Here is a 22,610-nt window from a genome sequence, read left to right on the forward strand (position 1 = left end):
CATCCTTGCAGATCCGACGTTTTCGATCAGGCCGAAGGAACGCCGTTCACGTTTCCTTGGCCGGGAGGTCGCCTGACCTGCCCCCTTCGTCCGACGGCCGCACAGTAGTACGACAGGGTGCCTCAGTGCCCGCAGGCCCATCCGGCGGTGGCCGTGGTGGCGTCGGCCTGGGCGCGCAGGGCGCGGACCGCCTCGGCCGGGTCGTCGGCCCCGTACACCGCGGAACCGGCGACGAATACATCGGCGCCCGCCTCGGCGCAGCGCTCGATGGTGGACGCGGCGACGCCGCCGTCGACCTGGAGCCACAGGTCGAGGCCGTGCTTGCTGATCAACTCGCGGGTCCGGCGGATCTTGGGGAGCATGATGTCGAGAAAGGCCTGGCCTCCAAAGCCCGGTTCGACCGTCATGATCAGCACCATGTCGAGCTCGGGCAGCAGATCCTCGAACGGCTCGATCGGCGTCGCCGGCTTGAGCGCCATGGAGGCCCGGGCGCCCTTGGCACGGATCTCACGGGCGAGCCGCACCGGTGCGGCGGCCGCCTCGGCATGGAAGGTGACGGAACCGGCACCCGCTTCCACGTACTGGGGCGCCCACCGATCGGGGGCCTCGATCATCAGATGACAGTCCAGCGGCGTCTGCGTCGCACGGGCCAGGGACTCTACGACCGGCACACCGAGCGTGAGGTTCGGGACGAAATGGTTGTCCATCACGTCTACATGGAGCCAGTCGGCCCCTTCGACCGCCTTCGCCTCGTCGGCGAGACGGGCGAAGTCGGCGGACAGGATGCTTGGGTTGATCTGCGCGGCCATGGACCAAGCCTGCCATGCCCTCCGGGGGTAGCGGGGCCGGGGTGGGCACCGTGGTACGTCGACCGCGGGCTGTCCGTGCCCGCTCGCGCGGTTCCCCGCGCCCCTGGGGCGGCCAGGTTGCGGGGGTTGTCATGACGAGGGGCCGGGGTGTCGCCCACCTGGTGTGCGGGCGGCGCGCGAAGTGGGTCGTGCTGGGGCTGTGGCTGGTCCTGCTCTTCGTGGTGGCACCGCTCGCCTCCAAGCTGACCGACGCGCAGGACAACGACGCGGCGTCGTGGCTGCCGGGCTCCGCCGAGTCCACCCAGGTGCTCCAGGCCTCCGAGGAGTTCCGGCCCGAGCAGATCCCGGCGGTCGTCGTGTACGCCAGGGAGAGCGGACTCACCGCCGAGGACCGGGCGCAGATCGAGGAGGACGCCCGAGAACTCAAGCGGCTCACGGATCACGGCATCATCGGCGCCCAGACCCGGGGGCCGGTGTACGACCGGGAGACCGACCCGAGGGCCGCCCAGATCTACGTCCCGATCACGATGGACGAGAAGGGCTGGGAGCGGATCGCCCCCGCGGTCGACTCGATCCGCGACGACGTGGGTGAGGGCGGCGACGGGCTCGCCGTGCACATCACGGGTCCGGGCGGGACGAGCGCCGACTTCTCCGAGGCCTTCGAGGGCATCGACTCCACACTGCTGCTGTCGGCGATGGCCGTCGTCATCGTGATGCTGCTGTTCACGTACCGCAGTCCGACCCTGCTGGTGATCCCGCTGCTCGCGGTGGTCGCCGCGCTGTTCACGGCCCAGGCACTGATCTATGTGCTGGCCGAGCACGCGGGGCTGACCGTCAACGGGCAGAGCGCGGGCATCCTCACCGTGCTGGTCTTCGGCGCGGGCACCGACTACGCCCTGCTCCTCGTCGCCCGCTACCGCGAGGAGCTGCGCCGCCACGAGGACCGCCACGAGGCGATGGCGCTGGCCCTGCACCGGGCGGGTCCGGCGGTGATCGCCTCGGGCGCGACGGTCGTGCTGAGCATGCTGGTGCTGCTGGCCGCCGAGATGAACTCGACGAGCGGTCTCGGCCCGGTGGCGGCCATCGGCGTCACGGTCGCGCTGCTCGCGATGATGACGCTGTTCCCCGCCCTGCTGGTGATCGTGGGCCGCTGGATCTTCTGGCCGGCGATCCCGCACTTCGGCACCGCCGACCCCACCGAGCGCGGCGTGTGGGCGCGGATGGGCCGGCGGATCGCGGGCCGTCCGCGTACGACCTGGGTCGCCACGGCGGCCGCCCTGGCCCTGTGCTCGCTGGGCCTGATCCAGCTGCGCGCCGAGGGCATCTCCAACGCGGACGCGTTCACCGGGAAACCCGACTCGATCGTCGGTCAGGAGGTCTCCGCACGCTACTTCCCCGCGGGCAGCGGTGACCCCTTGGTGATCATCAGCAACCAGGCGCAGGCCCGCGAGGTGGGCCGCACGGTCGCCGACACCGAGGGGGTCGTACCGGACTCCCTCGGACTGCCACCGGGCACGAAACCCTTCCACGACGGCAAGGTCCTCTTCGAGGCGACCATGTCCGACCCGGCGGACAGTGAGGCCGCGAAGGACACCGTCGAACGGGTCAGGGACGCCGTCCACGCGGTCCCGGACGCCGACGCGCAGGTCGGCGGCGGTACGGCGGCCCTGCTGGACATGGACAGGGCCACCACGCACGACAATCTGCTGATCATCCCGCTGGTGCTGCTCGTGGTCCTGCTGATCCTCTGCGCCCTGTTGCGTGCGCTGATCGCCCCACTGGTGCTGATCGGCACGGTGATCCTGTCGTTCGCGGCGGCCCTCGGCATCAGCGCGCTCGCGTTCCGCCATCTCTTCGACTACGCGGGGGAGACGACGGACTTCCCGCTCTTCGTCTTCGTGTTCCTGGTCGCGCTGGGCATCGACTACAACATCTTCCTCACCACCCGTATCCGTGAGGAGGCCGCCCATCTGGGCACCCGCCAGGGTGTCGTGACGGGCCTCGCGGCCACGGGCGCGGTCATCACCTCGGCGGGCCTGGTCCTGGCCGGCACGTTCGCCGCGCTCGCCACCCTGCCCATGGTCGCCTTCGCCGAGATCGGCTTCGCGGTCGCCCTCGGCGTCCTCCTCGACACCCTGATCGTCCGCTCCGTCCTCGTCACGGCCCTCTTCCTGGACATCGGCCCGAAGGTGTGGTGGCCGCACCGGCTGGCCCACGAGGACAACCCCCGGACCCCCTCGTCGGTCTGAACCGTCGTCAGACGGTGGCGTACGGGGTCCAGGGGGCAGCCGGTGAGCTGGTTCGACCACATGATGGACAAGCTGGAGGACGTTCTGGAGGCGGGCGACCCTGATCGTCTGTGGACGGACTTCCTGGGGGCGAGCCACGACGTCCACATCGCCGAGGAGGCGCTCCGCGAGGCCGAGGAGAAGCTGGCGGCCGCCCGGGAGCGCGCCCTGGAGGGCGATCTGGCGCCGGCGCTCAAGAAGGAGATGCGCAGGGGCAGGCACACCCTGTCCGTGCTGGACCTGCTGCGCGAGGTGGGAGGTGACCACCCTGACCTGGTCCTCGCGCTGCTCCCGGAGCTGTACGACTGCTGTCTGGGCATCAACAAGACGAGCATCTGGGGCCGCGAGATCCTGCGCGTCCTCGGCCGGACGACCGACCTCCACGACGCCCTCGCGCCGCTGGTCACGAGGACCCTGGGCGACAAGGACGAGCGGGAGGACCTGGAGGCGATGAACGGCCTCGGCATGCTCCTGGACGGCCTCGGCGACACCGCCCTCCTGGCCCGGTGGCACAAAGCGGTCCGCGCATCACAGGACCCCGACGTACGCGAACTCGCCGACGCCTACGAGCCGGACGACGAGACCACCGGGGAGGAGCCGCCCGGCGAGGCGGCACGGCGCGGCTGAGGCCCCGGAACCGGTCCGGAGGAGCCGTCACCGCCCTCCTGGCGCGAAGCCCGCCGCCGCGCGGAACCCGGTGTTCAGGCGGTGCGGCGGATCAGCGCCAGGTACATCGCGTCCGTGCCGTGCAGATGCGGCCACAGCTGTACGTCGGGGCCTTCGCCGAGCGCCGGTACGCCCTCCAGCATGGGCCGGGCGTCGATGAGGTCGGCCGCGTCGCCGTACTGCTTGAGGACGTCCGCGACGACCGCGCGGGTCTCGGCGAGGTGCGGCGAACAGGTCGCGTACCCGACGACACCCCCGACCCGCACGGACTCCAACGCGGTCCGCAGCAGGGCCCGTTGCAGCGGGGCGAAGTTCTCCAGGTCGTCGGGGCGGCGCCGCCAGCGCGCCTCGGGCCGCCGTCGCAGCGCCCCGAGACCCGTGCAGGGCACGTCCATCAGGACCCGGTCGAAGGAACCGGGCCGCCACGGCGGGCGCGTACCGTCGGCCGCGATCACCTGGTACGGCCCGGGGTTGCCGTCGAGCGCCTTGGCGACCAGGCCGGCGCGGTGCGGCTGCTTCTCGGAGGCGAGCAGGACGGCACCGCGTTCGGCGGCGAGCGCGGCCAGCAGCGCGGCCTTGCCGCCGGGTCCGGCGCACCCGTCCAGCCAGGCCCGGTCGGGCCCGTCGAGCGGCGCGTTCGCGAGGGCCAGCGCCACGAGCTGGCTGCCCTCGTCCTGCACACCGGCACGGCCTTCCCGTACGGCGTCGACGGCCCCCGGCTCCCCGCCCTCGGTGAGCCGCACGGCGTAGGGCGACCAGCGCCCCGGCATCGCGGAGTCCTCCCGGAGCAGTTCCTCGGTGGTGGCCCGCCCCGGCCGGGCGACCAGCGTGACCTCGGGCCGCTCGTTGTCCGCCTCCAGCAGGTCCTCGATCCCGGCCCGACCGCCGCCGAGCGAGTCCCACAGCGCGGAGACGACCCACCGGGGGTGCGAGTGCACGACGGCGAGGTGGTCCTCCGGGTCCTCGTCGTACGGCGGCGCGACCCGCTCCAGCCAGCCGTCGAGGTCGTGCTGGGCGATCTTCCGCAGCACGGCGTTCACGAACTTGGCGCGCCCGTCGCCGAGCACGACCCGCGCGAGGTCCACGGACGCGGAGACGGCCGCGTGCGTCGGGATGCGCGTCCCGAGCAGCTGGTGCGCGCCCAGGCTCAGCACGTCCAGCACCGGCGGGTCGACCTCGCGCAGCGGCCGGTCCACGCACTCGGCGATCACCGCGTCGTAGGTCCCCTGCCGGCGCAGCGTCCCGTACACCAGCTCGGTGGCCAGCGCCGCGTCCCGCGCGTCGAAAGCGTCGGGTCCCTCCTTCTCCCGTGCCTTCCGCAGCAGCGGCGGCAGGACGAGATTCGCGTACGCGTCCCGCTCGTCGACGGCCCGCAACGCCTCGAAGGCGAGGAGGCGGACGGGGTCCTTCTGGGGCCGTCGGTACGGCTTGGCCGGCTTACGGGGAGGGCGGGACTGCTCACTCACGAAAAAGGTGCTCCGGATAAGGGATGAGATGCCACGACCAGCGTACGACGCGGGTCGGCGGTGGGGGCGGGGCCCGTGGACGATACGTCCGGGCGGTGCGCTCGGTGCCGAGGAAGTGCCTCCAGGCGGTGTCCACGGTGCCGAGGGCCTACCTCCCAGCGGGTGCCCTCGGTGCCGAGGCCTTACCTCCAGCCGGGTGCCCTCGGTGCCGAGGAACCGCCCTCTAGACGGTGCCCTCGGTGCCGAGGGACTCGCCGGAGGAGATGCGCACGCCGCGCGCCCAGTCGGCGGCGCGCATCGGCTTCTTGCCCTGGGCCTGCACCCAGAGCAGCTCCACGGCGTACGAGCCGGTCCCGGCGTACACGTTGTTCTTGCCGACCTCCAGCGCGCCCGGCGCGAGTTCGGTCCGCCCGGGGACCGGCGCGACATGGATGAGCTTCAGCCGCTCGCCCCGGAACGTGGTCCACGCGCCCGGCGCCGGTGTGCACCCGCGCACGACCCGGTCGACCCGCAGCGCGGGCGCGGCCCAGTCGATCCGTGCGTCGTCGACGGTGATCTTCGGGGCGAGGGTGATCCCGTCGGCGGGCTGAGGCACCGCCTTCAGGGTGCCGTCCTCGATCCCGTCCATGGTGGCGGCGAGCAGCCCGGCCCCCGCGAAGGCGAGCCGCGTCAACAGGTCGCCGCTGGTGTCGGTGGACCGGATCACCTCGGTGACCGTCCCGTACACCGGCCCGGAGTCGAGCCCCTCCTCGATGAGGAACGTGGACGCCCCGGTGATCTCGTCCCCCGCCATGATCGAGTGCTGCACGGGCGCGGCGCCGCGCCAGGCGGGCAGCAGCGAGAAGTGCAGGTTGACCCAGCCGTGCGCGGGGACGTCGAGGGCGACACGCGGCAACAGGGCTCCGTAGGCCACCACCGGGCAGCAGTCCGGCGCGATCTCCCGCAGCCGGGCGAGGAAGTCCTCGTCCCTCGGCCGGTGCGGCTTCAGCACCTCGATGCCGGCCTCCTCGGCCCGCTGCGCCACGGGGCTCGCGACGAGCCGCCGTCCCCGTCCCGCCGGCGCGTCGGGCCGCGTCACCACCGCGGCCACCTCATGCCGCCCCGACGCGATCAGCGCGTCCAGGGCGGGAACCGCGACCTCGGGGGTACCAGCGAAGACAAGCCTCATGGGTGACTGTCGGCCTCTCGGACGGAACTTCAACAACCCCTGCACACAAGACACAGGACAACGCACCAGTCTATGCCCCCGGCTCCCCCGCCGACCGCTCGCACCCCGCACCCCGCACCCCACCCTTCGCTCCAGCCGCCAGCCGCCCGCCGCCCGCCGCCAACGGGGTGTGATGCCAACGGTCGGTGCCCCCTGGGAAACCCTCGTGTGCCGGCCGCCCCGCGGGGACGGTGCGCGGGCGGGAGATCACGTCGCACAGCCACCCTCACGCGCCCTGCACATATGCCCCCACGCCCCCACCCCGTTACCAGCGGAGCGAATCCGCGTTGGTCAAGAAAGAGTTGACCACTACCGACCGCAATCGCGGTACTTCCTTTTCAACGCCGGTTCGAGAGGCTTGTTCATGGCCGACCACGCAACCCACGACGCCCAGGCTCGGGCCAGCCTGCACTTGCTGGTGCGGGACATCGAGCGGGTCCGCCGGCAGGTGGACGCACTACGCACCCTCACCGCCCAACTGGGCAACGTCTACCGCCCGCGCCGCTCCGGCCCCTCCACGGGCTTCGTCGTCTACGGACGCGCCCCCGCCCCGACCGTCCGCCTCGCCCAGGAACTGCGGGACAGTGTCGAGACCCTGGTCACGGCCGCCGTGGACTTCGACCGCTCACTCGGTTTCTCGTGGGACGCGGTGGGCTCGGCCCTCGGGGTGACCAAACAAGCGGTGCACCGCCGCTACGGCGCCCGCCGCGCCGCCGCCCAGGCAGCGGCCGAGGCGGAGCGCACGGGAGAGCCGCAGGGCACCCGCACCGTCAACGTGGGCTCCGGCCTGCCGACGGTCCCCGCGGCCCGCTCCATGCCGAGCCAGCTGCCTGGCCAGATGCCCGGACAGATGCCGAGCCAGCTGCCTGGCCAGATGACGGGCCCGATGCCGAGTCAGATGCCCACGCAGCCGACAGCCGGCAGCCCAACCCTCCGGGACGAGGCAAGACCCACGGCTTTCCCCGGCCCGCGCAACGGCTGACGACCCCCAGACTGCCTCCCGGCCCCCACCGGGAGGCACCGCCGTACGCCGGCGACAACCCCGTACCAGGGCCCCGCCCTCATCCGCTCCCCACTCCCCGTACAGCGACGCCCCGGCTTTTCTGATCCTCCTCACCCAATGTCGAGGGGATCCACCCGGATCCGAACGCCCTCGCCGCCCCCACGCGCCATCCGCGCGGCCTGCGCGGTCTTCAGCGCGGCGGCCAGCGCCGCACCGCTCCCCGGTGGCACCCGGACCAACGCACGCTCCCACGCCTCCCCCGGCGGCGGTGCCCCCACCCGCCGTGCCCGCCCCGTCTCCACGACGGGCAACGGCACGGGCCCCAACACCTCCGCGTCCGGCGGCAGTTCCATGCCGCCCAGGAAGTCGGCCACCGCCTGGGCCGTACCCGACACGGCCGCCATCCGGGACACCGGCGGAAACCCCAGCTCGGCCCGGTCCGCAAGCTCCCGTACCGCGTGCCCCACCGGATCCCACCGCACGAGCGCCTGCACGGGCCGCAGTGTCGGCTCGGCGACCACGACGACCGTGCCGCCCACCCCCTGGTTCCGCACGAGCGCGGCCGCACCGATCCACCGGCGCAGCGCCTCCTCCCCGGCCCGCAGATCGGGGCGCCCGAGCATGGCCCAGCCGTCGAGCAGCAGAGCGGCCGCGTACCCGCCCTCGGCGATCGGTTCGGCGCCGGGTGTGCTCACGACCAGCGCGGGCGTGCCCGGCACGGTGTCGAGCACATGTTCCCGCCCGGAGGTCCGCACCGGCACGGCGGGAAAGGCCCGCCCCAACTCCTCGGCAGTACGCCGCGCCCCCACGACCTGGGCCCTGAGCCGACGGCTCCCGCACTCAGGGCAGTGCCAGCCCTCCTCCTCACGCCCGCACCACCCGCACACCAGGGCACCGGCGCCCTCCCGCGCCTCCAACGGCCCCGCGCAGTGCCGGCACCGGGCGGGCTCCCGGCACTGCGCACAGGCCATCCTCGGCACGTATCCCCGCCGGGGCACCTGGACGAGGACGGGGCCGTCCCGCAGTCCGTCCCGGGCGACCTGCCAGGCGAGGCTGGGCAGACGCGCGGCCCGGGCCGCCTCGTCGCGCGCCAACTCCCCGTCCCCGACGGTCCGCACCAGCGGCGCGACGGCCCGCACCTGCTCCCTGGTGGCGACGATCGGCGCGGCCCACCCGCTCTCGACGAGCTGCGCGGCCTCCACGGTGCAGCTCCAGCTGCCCAGGAGGAAGGCACCCTTGTCCCGAGTCGCCCGCAGCTCCAGCACCTCCCGCACATGCGGGAAGGGGGCGTTGTCATCGCTGTGACTGGCGTCGCCGTCGTCCCAGACGACGACCAGTCCCAGGTTCCGCACGGGGGCGAACATGGCGGCCCGGGTCCCGACGACGGCCCGTACCGCCCCCCGCCGCACCGCCAGCCACTCCCGGTACCGCCGCTCCTGCCCCGCGTCGGCGGTCAGCAGCGCGTGCTGCCCCTCCCCCAGCAGCTCCCGGAGGGCCTCGTCCACCCGCGCGGCGGGCCGCCCCGCCGGTACGACGACGAGCGCGCCCCGCCCGGAGGCCAGGGTCGCCTGCACGGCCCGCCCGATCTCCTCCGCCCAGTCGGGCCCCGGCAGGGCGGTCCACACCGCGCGCGGCGAACGACCGGCGGCCAGCGCCCGCAGGAACTCCGGGCCCCGCGCGTACCTCGCCCAGGACCCCGGTTCCGGCGCGGCCGGAGCGGGGGGCGGCCCGCCCGTCTCGGCCGCCTCGGCACGACCGTGGCGCGGCGGCACGGCCAGCTGGAGCACATCCGCGAGGCTCCCCGCGTACCGGTCCGCCACCGCCCGTGCGAGCCCCAGCAGCTCCGGGCTCAGCACCGGCTCAGGTGACACGACCTGGGCGAGCGCGGCCAAGGGTCCCGCGTAGTCCGACTCGGCGACCCGCTCGACGAGGAACCCGTCGATCAGCGAGCCGCCCTCCCGCCGCCCCTCCCGGACATTGCGCCCCCCGGCCCCGAAACGCACCCGCACCCGCACCCCCGGCTGCGCGACGGCGTCCAGTTCCTCGGGCACGGCGTAGTCGAAGTACCGGTCGAGATGCAGCACCCCTTTGTCGACCAGCACCCGGGCGACGGGCAACTCCTTCGCGAGGGCGGCCCCCCGCCACGTCCGCGGCTTGGCCCGCGGCGCCCGGGCCTTCTTCACGGCCTCCCGAATGAGCGCGAGCTGCTCCGCCCCCGCACCCCCCGCGTCACCACCACGCGTCCCGTCCTCGCTGCTCACGCCAGCATTCTCCCAAACCCCACTGACAACCGACGGCGCCCGCCGGTCGGGGATCGGCGGGCGCCGTCGGCCCGGTGACAACGCCGAGGCCCGGCGCCCCAGAGGGGACACCGGGCCTCGGAAAGAACCGGAGGATTCCGCGTGCTACAGACCCGCAGCCTCGCGGAGGGCGTCCACACGGTCCGTGCGCTCCCACGTGAAGTCGGGGAGCTCACGGCCGAAGTGGCCGTACGCGGCGGTCTGGCCGTAGATCGGGCGGAGCAGGTCGAGGTCGCGGATGATCGCGGCGGGGCGGAGGTCGAAGACCTCGTCGATCGCCTTCTCGATCTTGTCCGTGTCGACCTTGGCGGTGCCGAAGGTCTCGACGAAGAGACCCACGGGCTCGGCCTTGCCGATGGCGTAGGCGACCTGGACCTCGCAGCGGGAGGCGAGGCCCGCGGCGACCACGTTCTTGGCGACCCAGCGCATCGCGTACGCCGCGGAACGGTCCACCTTGGACGGGTCCTTGCCGGAGAAGGCGCCGCCGCCGTGGCGGGCCATGCCGCCGTACGTGTCGATGATGATCTTGCGGCCGGTCAGGCCGGCGTCACCCATGGGGCCGCCGATCTCGAAGCGGCCGGTCGGGTTGACCAGGAGGCGGTAGCCCTCGGTGTCCAGTTTGATGCCGTCGTCGAGGAGGGCCTTCAGCTCCGGCTCGACCACGAACTCGCGGATGTCCGGGGCGAGCAGCGACTCCAAGTCGATGTCGCTGGCGTGCTGCGAGGAGACCACGACCGTGTCGAGGCGGACCGCCTTGTCACCGTCGTACTCGATGGTGACCTGGGTCTTGCCGTCGGGACGCAGGTAGGGGATGGTGCCGTTCTTGCGGACCTCGGACAGACGCTTGGACAGACGGTGCGCCAGGAAGATCGGCAGCGGCATCAGCGTCGGCGTCTCGTCCGTCGCGTAGCCGAACATCAGGCCCTGGTCGCCGGCGCCCTGGCGGTCCAGCTCGTCCTCGTCGCCCTCGACCCGGTTCTCGTACGCCGTGTCGACACCCTGCGCGATGTCCGGGGACTGCGAGCCGATCGACACCGACACACCACAGGACGCGCCGTCGAAGCCCTTCTTCGACGAGTCGTAGCCGATGGCCAGGATCGTGTCGCGCACGAGCTGGGCGATCGGCGCGTAGGCCTTGGTCGTGACCTCGCCGGCCACGTGCACCAGGCCGGTCGTGATGAGCGTCTCCACCGCGACGCGGGACGTGGGGTCCTCGCGCAGCAGTGCATCGAGAATGGCATCGCTGATCTGGTCAGCGATCTTGTCGGGGTGACCCTCGGTCACGGACTCCGAGGTGAACAGGCGACGGGACACAACGCTCCCTGTGGTTGCAGCGGCTGCTGGCTGATCATTGGCGGACGGGACGGGGGCTGCGCCCGGCGTCGTCCGTGAACAGTTTATCGGTCGGTCTCGACCACCGGCCCACCTGTCTCGCCTCTCGGGAGCTCTGTGACCTGCGGCACGTGCATTCTGCCCAATGGCCGTCGCTGTCCGCCAGGGTCGCCACACCCCTAAGTTGCGTCCTGTTCACGGTCCGTGGTGCGAATGGAGCAGTCAGCCCAGTCGGTGGACGACCAGATCCCACACCGTGTCGGCCAGGGCTTCCTTCGGGCCGTGGGGCACGGGCGTCTCGCTGCCGTCGGCTCCCAGCACGACGGCCTCGTTCTCCTCGGAGCCGAAGGTCTTGCGTTCCCCCACCTCGTTCACCACGAGGAGGTCGCAGCCCTTGCGCGCGAGTTTGGCGCGGCCGTTGGCGAGGACGTCGTCGGTCTCCGCGGCGAAGCCGACGACCAGTTGCTCCGGACGGGGGCGGTTGGCCGCTATCTCGGCGAGGATGTCCGGATTACGGACCAGGACGATCGGCTCGGGGTCCTGGCCGTCCTTCTTCTTGATCTTGCCGGTGGCGTAGGTCTCCGGGCGGAAGTCCGCCACGGCGGCCGCCATGACCACCACGTCCGCGTCCGGCGCCGCCTTGAGCACCGCCTCGCGGAGCTGGACCGCCGTGCCGACGCGCACGACGTCCACGCCCGCCGGGTCCGGCAGGCCGGTGTTCGCCTCGATGAGCGTGACCCGGGCGCCCCGCGCGGCGGCCGTGCGGGCGAGGGCGTACCCCTGCTTGCCCGAGGAGCGGTTGCCGAGGAAGCGGACGGGGTCGAGGGGCTCCCGGGTGCCGCCGGCACTGACTACGACGTGCCGTCCGGCGAGGTCCGGTCCGGCGGTGCCGCGAGCAAGCACCCGGCGGCAGACCTCGAAGATCTCGGCGGGGTCCGGCAGCCGGCCCTTTCCGGTGTCGACGCCGGTCAGCCGGCCCACGGCCGGGTCGATGACGAGGGCGCCGCGGCGGCGCAGCGTCGCCACGTTCTCCTGGGTGGCCGGGTGCTCCCACATCTCGGTGTGCATCGCCGGGGCGAACACGACGGGGCAGCGGGCGGTGAGCAGGGTGTTGGTCAGCAGGTCGTCGGCCAGGCCGTGGGCGGCCTTGGCGAGCATGTCGGCCGTCGCCGGAGCCACGACGACGAGGTCGGCCTCCTGGCCGATGCGGACGTGGGGCACCTCGTGGACGCCGTCCCAGACCTCGGTGGAGACCGGGTTGCCGGAGAGCGCGGACCAGGTGGCCGCACCGACGAAGTGCAGCGCGGAGTCGGTCGGCACGACCCGCACGTCATGCCCCGACTCGGTCAGCCTGCGGAGCAGCTCGCACGCCTTGTAGGCGGCGATGCCACCGCTGACCCCCAGAACGACCTTCGGCTTGCCCACCGGGCCTCCCCGCACTCGAACCCGAACCTGACCGATGTACACCGCGGCTCGTCGGCGTACGCACCCATCACACACCACAGGCCCGACAGTCGCGCTGTCGGGCCTGTGGAAAAACCTACCGCGGTTCGCGGATATGACTATCCGACGAAACCGTCGTGTGCTGCTTACGCGGGGCCGTCGACGGCCTCGGACGTCAGCAGACCCGCGTTGATCTCGCGCAGGGCGATCGAGAGCGGCTTCTCGTGGACGTGCGTGTCGACGAGGGGACCGACGTACTCGAGGAGGCCCTCGCCGAGCTGCGAGTAGTACGCGTTGATCTGGCGGGCACGCTTGGCCGCGTAGATCACGAGGCTGTACTTCGAGTCGGTGGCCTCGAGGAGCTCGTCGATCGGCGGGTTGATGATGCCCTCGGGCGCGGAGATGGAAGAGGACACGCTCTACCTTCCGATGGATGGGAAAGATTCAGTGTGCAGCGTCAGTGACGATCACACAACGTCCATCAAGGCTAGCAGCTCGCGGGCCACGTCCTCGACGGAGGTGTTGACCAGGGTGACATCGAACTCCGGCTCGGCCGCGAGTTCGACCTTGGCCGCCTCCAGGCGGCGTTCGATCACCTCGGGCGGTTCGGTGCCCCGGCCGGTGAGCCGGCGGACCAGCTCGTCCCAGGAGGGCGGAGCCAGGAACACCAGCTGGGCGTCGGGCATGGTCTCGCGGACCTGCCGGGCGCCCTGGAGGTCGATCTCCAGCAGGACCGGCTCGCCACGCTCCAGGCGCTCGAGCACGGCGCCCCGCGGGGTGCCGTAGCGGTTGCCGGCGAACTCGGCCCACTCCAGCAGCTCGCCGTTGGCGATCAGCTTGTCCATCTCGTCGTCGGTGACGAAGAAGTAGTGGACGCCGTCCTTCTCGCCGGGGCGGGGCTTGCGGGTCGTCGCCGACACCGAGAGCCAGACCTCTGGATGCGCCTTGCGCATATGGGCGACGACCGTGCTCTTGCCGACCCCCGAGGGGCCGGAGAGCACGGTCAGCCGCGGACGTACGTCCGGGGGCTCGGGGGTCGTCCCCCGGAATGTTGCAGCCATGCAGCGATTATTCCAGCAATCCCGGAGTGCCCGGGACTCCCTGACCGCAGTACCGGGTCAGGAACCGGTGCTGCCGAACTCACGCTCCAGGGATGCGATCTGGTTGGAGCCGAGGCCGCGCACACGACGGCTCTCGGAGATGCCGAGTCGCTCCATGATCTGCTTGGCGCGGACCTTGCCCACGCCGGGCAGCGACTCAAGGAGGGCGGAGACCTTCATCTTGCCGATGACGTCGTTCTCCTGGCCCTGCTTGATGACCTCGTGCAGGGAGGCGCCGGAGTGCTTGAGTCGATTCTTGACCTCGGCCCGCTCCCGGCGAGCCGCGGCGGCCTTTTCGAGCGCGGCTGCGCGCTGTTCAGGGGTAAGGGGCGGAAGAGCCACGCCTACGTCACCTCGGATGTCGAACTGTCGGATACGGACCGGTGAGGAACCTAGTCGCCCCACACCTGGGGAGTACGAGCAACACGCCTGCCCGTTCTCCCCCTACTGCCTGGAGGGCGTGGGAGGTGCCCTCACTCGTCGGAGACTAGCGGCCAACTCCGCCAGAGTCAGCGAGAACAGCGGAAAAGTCCTGGTCAGCCTCCCTGGAGTCGGACATAAGCCGCATAATGCCCCGGATTTGAGGATGTATTCAGACTCAAGCCGTCCGGTAAGCGCCGCCGGAGCACTCATCGGAGGTCTCAGGCGACCTCCACGGCGGCCCTGATCTGGTCCGCGAAACGATCCGAGGCGTCACGCAGCGCGACGACATCGGGACCGTGACGAAGAACACCCCGGCTGACATTGGGCACCACATGGCGCACGGCCGCCCCGAAGACCGCCGGGAGATCGGACGGGGTGGCCCCCTGCGCCCCGATGCCGGGCGCGAGGAGAGGTCCGTTGATCTGAAGGTCGTACGACGAGAGGTCGCCGAGCGTGGCGCCGACGACGGCACCGAAGGACCCCATGGGCTCCTCCCCCGCGTTCTCGGCGGCCAGGTGCGCCAGCATCGTCGCCCCGACGTTCCGCCCGGCGGCGTCCTCCGTGCGCACGGCGTGCTGCACCTCGCCGCCCTCCGGGTTGGAGGTCAGCGCCAGTACGAACAGCCCGGCGCCGTTCTCCCGCGCGAGGTCCACGGCAGGCTTGAGGGAGCCGTAGCCGAGGTACGGCGAGACCGTGAGGGCGTCCGAGAACAGGGGCGCGTCCTTGTGCAGGAAGGTCTCGGCGTACGCGGCCATGGTGGAGCCGATGTCGCCGCGCTTGGCGTCCATGACGACCAGCGCACCGGCGGCTCGCGCCTCCTCGACGGACTTCTCCAGGACGGCGATGCCGCGCGAGCCGAAGCGCTCGAAGAACGCGCTCTGCGGCTTGAGGACGGCCACCCGGTCCGCCAGCGCCTCGACGACGGTCCGGCTGAAGCGCTCCAGGCCCGCGATGTCGTCGTTCAGGCCCCAGGCGGTGAGCAGGGCGGAGTGCGGATCGATCCCGACGCAGAGCGGGCCGCGCTCGTCCATGGCGTGGCGCAGTCGCGCGCCGAAGGGCTCGGTCATGCCGTCTTCTTCCTCACGTCGGCGCCGACCGCGTCGGCGAGGGTGGCGTACGGGCTGGTGCGCAGCCGGGCGGCGAGGCCCTTGTGGACGGCGCGCGCCCAGAAGGGGCCCTCGTAGACGAAGGCGCTGTAGCCCTGGACGAGGGTGGCGCCGGCGAGGATGCGCTGCCAGGCGTCCTCGGCGTTCTCGATGCCGCCGACGCCCACCAGGGTGATCCGGTCGCCCACGCGCGCGTAGAGGCGGCGCAGGACCGCGAGGGAGCGTGCCTTCAGCGGGGCGCCGGAGAGGCCGCCGGTCTCCTTCACGAGAGAGGGTTCGGAGGTCAGACCGAGTCCCTCGCGCGCGATGGTGGTGTTGGTGGCGATGATCCCGTCCAGGCCCAGCTCCACGGCGAGGTCGGCGACGGCGTCGATGTCCTCGTCGGCGAGGTCGGGGGCGATCTTCACCAGCAGCGGCACCCGGCGGGTGCGCACCGTGCGGTCGGCGGCCTCGCGGACGGCGGTCAGCAGGGGCCGCAGCGCCTCGGTGGCCTGGAGGTTGCGCAGACCGGGCGTGTTGGGCGAGGAGACGTTGACGACCAGGTAGTCGGCGTACGGGGCGAGGCGCTCGGTGGACTTCACGTAGTCCGCGGCGGCCTCCTCCTCGGGGACGACCTTGGTCTTGCCGATGTTGACGCCCACGACCGTCCTGAAGACGGGGTTGCGGGAGGCCAGTCGGGCGGCGACGGCCAGGGAGCCCTCGTTGTTGAAGCCCATGCGGTTGATCAGCGCCCGGTCGCCGACCAGGCGGAACAGCCGCTTCTTGGGGTTGCCGGGCTGCGCCTCGCCCGTGACCGTGCCGATCTCGACGTGGTCGAAGCCCAGCATCGTCATCCCGTCGACGGCGACGGCGTTCTTGTCGAAGCCGGCGGCCAGCCCGAACGGGCCGTGCATGCGCAGGCCGAACGCCTCCGTGCGCAGCTCCTCGTAGCGGGGCGCGAGCGCGGCCGCGAGGCAGGTGCGCAGCACGGGGATCCGGGCGGCGAGACGGATCCAGCGGAAGGCCAGGTAGTGGGCCTCCTCCGGGTCCATCCGGGTGAAAACCAGACGGAAGAACAGCTTGTACATCTCGAAGTCCTCGGGTCCTCATGAGGGCTCACGGCCTCATGACAGGTGTCCTCATGAAGAGGGGGACACCGTTTCCGGTGTCCCCCTCAGGGCTGCTAGTCGCGGGCCGCGATCAGGTGTTCGGCGTGTTCCTGGAGTGAGCGCACGCCGACGTCACCGTGGTTGAGCGCGTCGATGCCCTGGACGGCCGCGGCGAGCGCCTGGACCGTCGTCAGGCACGGCACGGAGCGGGCCACGGCCGCCGTACGGATCTCGTAGCCGTCGAGGCGGCCACCGGTGCCGTACGGGGTGTTGACGATGAGGTCGACCTCGCCGTCGTGGATGAGCTGGACGATGGTCTTCTCGCCGTTCGGGCCGGTGCCCTCGGACTGCTTGCGCACCACGGTGGCGTTGATGCCGTTGCGCTTGAGCACCTCGGCCGTGCCGGACGTGGCGAGCAGCTCGAAGCCGTGGGCGACCAGCTCGCGCGCCGGGAAGATCATGGAGCGCTTGTCGCGGTTGGCGACCGAGATGAACGCGCGGCCCTTGGTGGGCAGCGGGCCGTACGCGCCGGCCTGCGACTTGGCGTACGCCGTGCCAAAGACGGAGTCGATGCCCATGACCTCGCCGGTGGAGCGCATCTCCGGGCCGAGGACCGTGTCGACGCCGCGTCCGTGGATGTCGCGGAAGCGCGACCACGGCATGACGGCCTCCTTGACGGAGATCGGCGCGTCCAGCGGCAGCTCGCCGCCGTCGCCGTTCTTGGGCAGCAGCCCTTCCTCGCGCAGCTCGGCGATGGTCGCGCCCAGCGAGATCCGGGCGGCGGCCTTGGCGAGCGGCACCGCGGTCGCCTTCGAGGTGAAGGGGACGGTGCGGGAGGCGCGCGGGTTGGCCTCCAGGACGTAGAGGATGTCGCCGGCCATCGCGAACTGGATGTTGATCAGTCCGCGGACGCCGACGCCCTTGGCGATGGCCTCGGTGGAGGCGCGCAGGCGCTTGATGTCGAAGCCGCCGAGGGTGATCGGGGGCAGGGCGCACGCCGAGTCGCCGGAGTGGATGCCGGCCTCCTCGATGTGCTCCATGACGCCGCCGAGGTACAGCTCCTCGCCGTCGTAGAGGGCGTCGACGTCGATCTCGATCGCGTCGTCGAGGAACCGGTCGACGAGGACGGGTCGGGAGGGGCTGATCTCGGTCGACTCGGCGATGTACGACTCCAGGCGCGCCTCGTCGTAGACGATCTCCATGCCGCGTCCGCCGAGGACGTAGGAGGGCCGGACGAGGACCGGGTAGCCGATCTCGTCGGCGATGGCCTTGGCGCCCGCGAAGGTGGTCGCCGTGCCGTGCTTCGGGGCCGGGAGACCGGCCTCGGCGAGGACCCGGCCGAAGGCTCCGCGGTCCTCGGCGGCGTGGATGGCCTCCGGGGAGGTGCCCACGACCGGTACGCCGTTGTCCTTGAGCGCCTGCGACAGGCCCAGCGGGGTCTGGCCGCCGAGCTGGACGACGACGCCCGCGATCGGGCCGGCCAGCGACTCGGCGTGCACGATCTCCAGCACGTCCTCGAGCGTGAGCGGCTCGAAGTACAGGCGGTCGGAGGTGTCGTAGTCGGTGGAGACGGTCTCCGGGTTGCAGTTGACCATCACCGTCTCGTAGCCCGCGTCGCTGAGCGCGAAGGAGGCGTGGACGCAGGAGTAGTCGAACTCGATGCCCTGGCCAATGCGGTTCGGGCCGGAGCCCAGGATGATGACGGCCGGCTTCTCGCGGGGCGCGACCTCGCTCTCCTCGTCGTAGGAGGAGTAGAAGTACGGGGTCCTCGCGGCGAACTCGGCGGCGCAGGTGTCGACCGTCTTGTACACCGGGCGTACGCCCAGCGCGTGCCGTACCTCGCGCACGACGTCCTCGCGCAGCCCGCGGATCTCGCCGATCTGCTGGTCGGAGAAACCGTGCCGCTTGGCCTCGGCGAGCAGGTCGGGGTCGAGCTTGTCCGCGGCGGCCAGCTCGTCCGCGGTCTCCTTGATGAGGAAGAGCTGGTCGACGAACCAGGGGTCGATCTTCGTGTACTCGAAGACCTCCTCCTGGGTGGCGCCGGCGCGGATGGCCTGCATGACGGTGTTGATGCGCCCGTCGGTCGGGCGGACCGCCTCGCGCAGCAGCTCCGCCTTGTCGCCGGGCTCGCCGACGAAGGTGAACTGGCTGCCCTTCTTCTCCAGCGAGCGCAGGGCCTTCTGGAGGGCCTCGGTGAAGTTGCGGCCGATGGCCATGGCCTCGCCGACCGACTTCATGGTGGTGGTGAGCGAGGAGTCGGCGGACGGGAACTTCTCGAAGGCGAAGCGCGGGGCCTTCACGACGACGTAGTCGAGCGTCGGCTCGAACGAGGCCGGGGTCTGCTCGGTGATGTCGTTCGGGATCTCGTCCAGCGTGTAGCCGACGGCGAGCTTCGCGGCGATCTTGGCGATCGGGAAACCGGTCGCCTTGGAGGCGAGGGCCGAGGACCGCGACACACGCGGGTTCATCTCGATGACGATGACCCGGCCGTCCTCGGGGTTCACCGCGAACTGGATGTTGCAGCCGCCGGTGTCGACGCCGACCTCGCGGATGATCGCGATGCCGACGTCACGCAGCACCTGGTACTCGCGGTCGGTGAGCGTCATCGCGGGCGCGACGGTGATCGAGTCGCCGGTGTGCACGCCCATGGGGTCGAAGTTCTCGATGGAGCAGACGACCACGACGTTGTCGTGCTTGTCGCGCATCAGCTCCAGCTCGTACTCCTTCCAGCCGAGGATGGACTCCTCCAGAAGCACCTCGGTGGTCGGCGACAGGGTGAGGCCCTGGCCGGCGATGCGGCGCAGCTCCTCCTCGTCGTGCGCGAAGCCGGAGCCGGCGCCGCCCATGGTGAAGGAGGGGCGGACGACGACGGGGTAGCCACCGAGCGTGTCGACGCCCTTGAGGACGTCGTCCATGGAGTGGCAGATGACCGAGCGGGCGGACTCGCCGTGGCCGATCTTGGCGTTGACCGCTTCGACGACCAGCTTGAACTGGTCGCGGTCCTCGCCCTTGTGGATCGCCTCGACCTTGGCGCCGATCAGCTCGACGCCGTACTTCTCCAGGACGCCGTTCTCGTGGAGCGAGATGGCGGTGTTGAGCGCGGTCTGGCCGCCGAGGGTCGGGAGCAGCGCGTCGGGGCGCTCCTTGGCGATGATCTTCTCGACGAACTCGGGGGTGATCGGCTCGACGTAGGTGGCGTCGGCGATCTCCGGGTCGGTCATGATCGTCGCCGGGTTGGAGTTCACCAGGACGACCCGCAGGCCCTCGGCCTTGAGGACGCGGCACGCCTGCGTGCCGGAGTAGTCGAACTCGGCGGCCTGGCCGATGACGATCGGGCCGGAGCCGATGACCAGGACGGACTGGATATCGGTGCGCTTAGGCACGCTGGCCCTCCATCAGGGATACGAAGCGGTCGAACAGGTAGGCGGCGTCGTGCGGGCCGGCTGCCGCTTCGGGGTGGTACTGGACGCTGAAAGCCGGGCGGTCGAGGAGCTGGAGTCCCTCCACCACGTTGTCGTTGAGGCACACGTGGGAGACCTCGGCGCGGCCGTAGGGGGTCTCGGAGACCTTGTCGAGCGGGGCGTCGACGGCGAAGCCGTGGTTGTGCGCGGTGACCTCGACCTTGCCGGTCGTACGGTCCTGCACCGGCTGGTTGATGCCGCGGTGGCCGTACTTCAGCTTGTAGGTGCCGAAGCCGAGGGCGCGGCCGAGGATCTGGTTGCCGAAGCAGATGCCGAACAGCGGGGTGCCGCGCTCCAGGACCGCCCGCATCACGGAGACCGGGTGGTCGGCGGTGGCCGGGTCACCGGGGCCGTTGGAGAAGAACACGCCGTCGGGGTTCACGGCGTACACCTCGTCGGCGGTCGCCGTGGCGGGCAGCACGTGCACCTCGATGCCGCGCTCGGCCATGCGGTGCGGGGTCATGCCCTTGATGCCGAGGTCGACGGCGGCGACGGTGAACTTCTTCTCGCCGATCGCGGGGACGACGTACGGCTCCTTGGTGGCGACCTCCGCGGAGAGGTCGGCGCCCTTCATCTCGGGGGCCTGGCGGACCTCGGCGAGCATGGTGCCCTCGTCGGGCAGGGCGTTGCCGGAGAAGATGCCGACGCGCATGGCGCCGCGTTCGCGCAGATGGCGGGTGAGGGCGCGGGTGTCGACGCCGCTGATACCGACGACGCCCTGCTGGGCGAGCTCCTCGTCGAGGGTGCGCCGGGAGCGCCAGTTGGACGGCACGCGCGCGGGGTCGCGCACGACGTAGCCGGCGACCCAGATCCGCTGCGACTCGGGGTCCTCGTCGTTGACGCCGGTGTTGCCGACGTGCGGGGCGGTCATCACGACGACCTGGCGGTGGTACGACGGGTCGGTGAGGGTCTCCTGGTAGCCGGTCATACCGGTGGAGAACACGGCCTCGCCGAAGGTCACCCCCACGGCCCCGTAGGCGCGGCCGCGGAACGTCCGGCCGTCCTCCAGGACGAGTACGGCAGGAAGCGCCCTTGTCCTCTGCGAGGCGTTCCCCTGAGTGGAGGTCGTCATCGTGCGCCTTCCGTTTCCGTCTTCTTGATCATCTGGTTCAGGGTCTCGACCCACTCGTTGTGTTCGGCCGCGTGGTCGGAGCGGAACCCGGAGTCGAGGAGCTTGTCGCCGTGTGCCCAGGTGACGACGAGCAGTCCGCCCTCGGTGAGGACCTTGCCGGCGATGCCCTTGTCGAGCCGGGCCTCGCGCAGCGCCTCACGGGGGACGAAGAAGTCCGTCGCTCCGGGCCGTACGACGTCCAGGCCCGCGTCCGTCAGGGTGAGCTCCACCCGGCTGCGGGTGCCCAGGCCGTGCGCCACGATGCGGTCGAGCCACTGCCCGGCGGTGGTGGAGCCGTGGTAGCGGCCGCTCATCGTCAGTCTGGCCTCACCGGGCGACTCCGGCGCGGTGGGCAGCTCCGGAAGGTCGCTCTGGAGCGTGCCCCGCCACTTCCAGCCCTCGCGCATCAGCCAGTAGACGAGGGCGACGAAGAGGGCGAGCCCGACGACCCAGCCGATGCGTCCGGCCCAGTTGGTGACCTCGGCCGACTCCTTCTGGGCGGCCAGCAGCATTACAGGTGTCACGTGAGCTTCCCGTCGACGAGCGTGGCCTTGCCCCGCAGCCACGTGTGCGTGACACGGCCCGGCAGCTCGCGGCCCTCGTACGGGGTGTTGCGGCTGCGCGAGGCGAAGCCCGCGGGGTCCACCGCACCACGGTATGCGGTGTCGACGAGCGTGAGGTTGGCGGGCTCACCTGCCGAGACGGGACGGCCGTGACCGGCGGCCTGCCCGATGCGCGCGGGCGTGAACGACATGCGGTCCGCGACGCCCGCCCAGTCGAGCAGCCCGGTCTCGACCATCGTCTCCTGGACCACCGACAGGGCGGTCTCCAGGCCGACCATGCCCATGGCGGCCGCGGCCCACTCGCAGTCCTTGTCCTCGTGCGGGTGGGGGGCGTGGTCGGTGGCGACGATGTCGATCGTGCCGTCGGCGAGCGCCTCGCGCAGGGCCAGCACGTCGCGCTCGGTGCGCAGCGGCGGGTTGACCTTGTAGACCGGGTTGTACGAGCGCACCAGCTCGTCGGTGAGGAGCAGGTGGTGCGGGGTGACCTCGGCGGTGACGTCGATGCCGCGGGACTTGGCCCAGCGGACGATCTCGACGGACCCGGCGGTCGACAGGTGGCAGATGTGGACGCGGGACCCGACGTGCTCGGCGAGCAGGACGTCACGGGCGATGATCGACTCCTCGGCCACCGCGGGCCAGCCGCCGAGCCCCAGCTCGGCGGAGACGACGCCCTCGTTCATCTGGGCGCCCTCGGTGAGCCGCGGCTCCTGGGCGTGCTGGGCGACGACTCCGCCGAAGGCCTTCACGTACTCCAGGGCGCGGCGCATGATCACCGCGTCGTGCACGCACTTGCCGTCGTCGGAGAAGACGGTGACGCCGGCGGCCGACTCGTGCATGGCGCCCAGCTCGGCGAGCTTCTGTCCTTCGAGGCCGACGGTGACGGCGCCGATGGGCTGGACGTCGCAGTAGCCGTGCTCCTGGCCGAGCCGGTAGACCTGCTCGACCACACCGGCGGTGTCGGCGACGGGGAAGGTGTTGGCCATGGCGAACACGGCGGTGTAGCCGCCGGAGGCCGCCGCGCGGGTGCCGGTGAGGACGGTCTCGGAGTCCTCGCGACCGGGCTCGCGCAGATGGGTGTGCAGGTCGACCAGGCCCGGCAGGAGGACCTTGCCGTCGGCCTCGACGACCTCGGCGCCGTCGGCGGACAGCCCGGTGCCCACCTCGGCGATGGTCTCGCCGTCGATCAGCACGTCCTGCGGCTCGCCGCCGAGCACCTTCGCACCACGGATCAGGATCTTGCTCAT

Annotated in this window: 18 protein-coding genes; 3 read left to right on the forward strand and 15 right to left on the reverse strand. The window is 71.6% G+C overall.

Translation table 11 applies throughout. From position 1 onward, the window contains the following. Positions 1–122: 122 nt before the first annotated feature. A complete protein-coding gene (rpe, locus tag M8J73_RS23245; protein ID WP_249829010.1) occupies positions 123–809 on the reverse strand; it encodes a ribulose-phosphate 3-epimerase in 687 nt (228 codons plus the stop codon). 131 nt (positions 810–940) lie between these two features. On the opposite strand from rpe, the gene M8J73_RS23250 reads away from it, so the two are divergent. Together M8J73_RS23250 and M8J73_RS23255 are read left to right on the forward strand one after the other, a co-directional pair. Next, a complete protein-coding gene (locus M8J73_RS23250) occupies positions 941–3,058 on the forward strand; it encodes an MMPL family transporter (RefSeq protein WP_055542133.1) in 2,118 nt (705 codons plus the stop codon). Between the two features lie 42 nt (positions 3,059–3,100). Then, a complete protein-coding gene (locus M8J73_RS23255) occupies positions 3,101–3,724 on the forward strand; it encodes a hypothetical protein (RefSeq protein WP_055542134.1) in 624 nt (207 codons plus the stop codon). Positions 3,725–3,798: 74 nt separating this feature from the next. Here the strand turns inward: M8J73_RS23255 and M8J73_RS23260 are convergent, their stop codons facing one another. Both M8J73_RS23260 and fmt read right to left on the reverse strand, forming a co-directional pair. Further along, positions 3,799–5,229 (reverse strand): RsmB/NOP family class I SAM-dependent RNA methyltransferase, encoded by a 1,431-nt coding sequence (locus M8J73_RS23260; RefSeq protein WP_055542135.1) that lies wholly within the window; start codon positions 5,227–5,229, stop codon positions 3,799–3,801. A 223-nt stretch (positions 5,230–5,452) separates the two neighbouring features. Continuing rightward, positions 5,453–6,397, reverse strand: coding sequence for a methionyl-tRNA formyltransferase (gene fmt / locus M8J73_RS23265; RefSeq protein WP_249829011.1), 945 nt, complete (start codon positions 6,395–6,397; stop codon positions 5,453–5,455). 403 nt (positions 6,398–6,800) lie between these two features. Between fmt and M8J73_RS23270 the strand changes: the two genes are divergently transcribed. Beyond that, positions 6,801–7,418, forward strand: a complete 618-nt coding sequence (locus M8J73_RS23270; protein ID WP_249829012.1) for a hypothetical protein — start codon at positions 6,801–6,803, stop codon at positions 7,416–7,418. A 131-nt stretch (positions 7,419–7,549) separates the two neighbouring features. Here the strand turns inward: M8J73_RS23270 and M8J73_RS23275 are convergent, their stop codons facing one another. From M8J73_RS23275 to M8J73_RS23330, 12 genes are all read right to left on the reverse strand, one after another. Further along, positions 7,550–9,700, reverse strand: coding sequence for a primosomal protein N' (locus M8J73_RS23275; RefSeq protein ID WP_249829013.1), 2,151 nt, complete (start codon positions 9,698–9,700; stop codon positions 7,550–7,552). A 144-nt stretch (positions 9,701–9,844) separates the two neighbouring features. Further along, entirely contained in the window at positions 9,845–11,053 is a 1,209-nt protein-coding gene (metK, locus tag M8J73_RS23280) for a methionine adenosyltransferase (RefSeq protein WP_055541591.1), read from the reverse strand. Between the two features lie 240 nt (positions 11,054–11,293). After that, on the reverse strand, positions 11,294–12,496 hold the full coding sequence (gene coaBC / locus M8J73_RS23285) for a bifunctional phosphopantothenoylcysteine decarboxylase/phosphopantothenate--cysteine ligase CoaBC (RefSeq protein WP_055541592.1): 1,203 nt from the start codon (positions 12,494–12,496) through the stop codon (positions 11,294–11,296). A gap of 164 nt (positions 12,497–12,660) precedes the next feature. Continuing rightward, a complete protein-coding gene (gene rpoZ / locus M8J73_RS23290) occupies positions 12,661–12,930 on the reverse strand; it encodes a DNA-directed RNA polymerase subunit omega (protein ID WP_055541593.1) in 270 nt (89 codons plus the stop codon). Between the two features lie 51 nt (positions 12,931–12,981). Then, positions 12,982–13,575 carry a guanylate kinase gene (gene gmk, locus M8J73_RS23295; protein WP_055541594.1) on the reverse strand — a complete coding sequence of 198 codons (594 nt, stop codon included), beginning with the start codon at positions 13,573–13,575 and terminating at the stop codon, positions 12,982–12,984. A 57-nt stretch (positions 13,576–13,632) separates the two neighbouring features. After that, entirely contained in the window at positions 13,633–13,956 is a 324-nt protein-coding gene (locus M8J73_RS23300; RefSeq protein WP_003977346.1) for an integration host factor, read from the reverse strand. 299 nt (positions 13,957–14,255) lie between these two features. Further along, on the reverse strand, positions 14,256–15,104 hold the full coding sequence (pyrF, locus tag M8J73_RS23305; protein WP_055541595.1) for an orotidine-5'-phosphate decarboxylase: 849 nt from the start codon (positions 15,102–15,104) through the stop codon (positions 14,256–14,258). After that, entirely contained in the window at positions 15,101–16,210 is a 1,110-nt protein-coding gene (locus M8J73_RS23310) for a quinone-dependent dihydroorotate dehydrogenase (protein ID WP_055541596.1), read from the reverse strand. Before M8J73_RS23310 ends, pyrF begins: the two co-directional genes overlap by 4 nt. Positions 16,211–16,305: 95 nt before the next feature. Then, positions 16,306–19,614 (reverse strand): carbamoyl-phosphate synthase large subunit, encoded by a 3,309-nt coding sequence (gene carB, locus M8J73_RS23315; RefSeq protein ID WP_055541597.1) that lies wholly within the window; start codon positions 19,612–19,614, stop codon positions 16,306–16,308. After that, on the reverse strand, positions 19,607–20,764 hold the full coding sequence (gene carA, locus M8J73_RS23320; protein ID WP_055541598.1) for a glutamine-hydrolyzing carbamoyl-phosphate synthase small subunit: 1,158 nt from the start codon (positions 20,762–20,764) through the stop codon (positions 19,607–19,609). Before carA ends, carB begins: the two co-directional genes overlap by 8 nt. Continuing rightward, positions 20,761–21,327, reverse strand: a complete 567-nt coding sequence (locus M8J73_RS23325) for a PH-like domain-containing protein (protein WP_055541599.1) — start codon at positions 21,325–21,327, stop codon at positions 20,761–20,763. The genes carA and M8J73_RS23325 overlap by 4 nt, the downstream gene beginning before the upstream one ends. Continuing rightward, on the reverse strand, positions 21,324–22,610 hold the full coding sequence (locus tag M8J73_RS23330) for a dihydroorotase (protein WP_055541600.1): 1,287 nt from the start codon (positions 22,608–22,610) through the stop codon (positions 21,324–21,326). Before M8J73_RS23330 ends, M8J73_RS23325 begins: the two co-directional genes overlap by 4 nt.

The sequence above is a fragment of the Streptomyces neyagawaensis genome, assembly GCF_023516595.1.
Lineage (GTDB): Bacteria > Actinomycetota > Actinomycetes > Streptomycetales > Streptomycetaceae > Streptomyces > Streptomyces neyagawaensis.

Bases quoted from the DNA above. Each gene is read 5' to 3' on its own strand.
- M8J73_RS23250 (WP_055542133.1), top strand. From the start codon at position 941: ATGACGAGGGGCCGGGGTGTCGCCCACCTGGTGTGCGGGCGGCGCGCG.
- gmk (WP_055541594.1), bottom strand. From the start codon at position 13,575: ATGGCTGCAACATTCCGGGGGACGACCCCCGAGCCCCCGGACGTACGT.
- pyrF (WP_055541595.1), bottom strand. From the start codon at position 15,104: ATGACCGAGCCCTTCGGCGCGCGACTGCGCCACGCCATGGACGAGCGC.
- fmt (WP_249829011.1), bottom strand. From the start codon at position 6,397: ATGAGGCTTGTCTTCGCTGGTACCCCCGAGGTCGCGGTTCCCGCCCTG.
- M8J73_RS23270 (WP_249829012.1), top strand. From the start codon at position 6,801: ATGGCCGACCACGCAACCCACGACGCCCAGGCTCGGGCCAGCCTGCAC.
- M8J73_RS23330 (WP_055541600.1), bottom strand. From the start codon at position 22,610: ATGAGCAAGATCCTGATCCGTGGTGCGAAGGTGCTCGGCGGCGAGCCG.
- carA (WP_055541598.1), bottom strand. From the start codon at position 20,764: ATGACGACCTCCACTCAGGGGAACGCCTCGCAGAGGACAAGGGCGCTT.
- M8J73_RS23310 (WP_055541596.1), bottom strand. From the start codon at position 16,210: ATGTACAAGCTGTTCTTCCGTCTGGTTTTCACCCGGATGGACCCGGAG.
- rpe (WP_249829010.1), bottom strand. From the start codon at position 809: ATGGCCGCGCAGATCAACCCAAGCATCCTGTCCGCCGACTTCGCCCGT.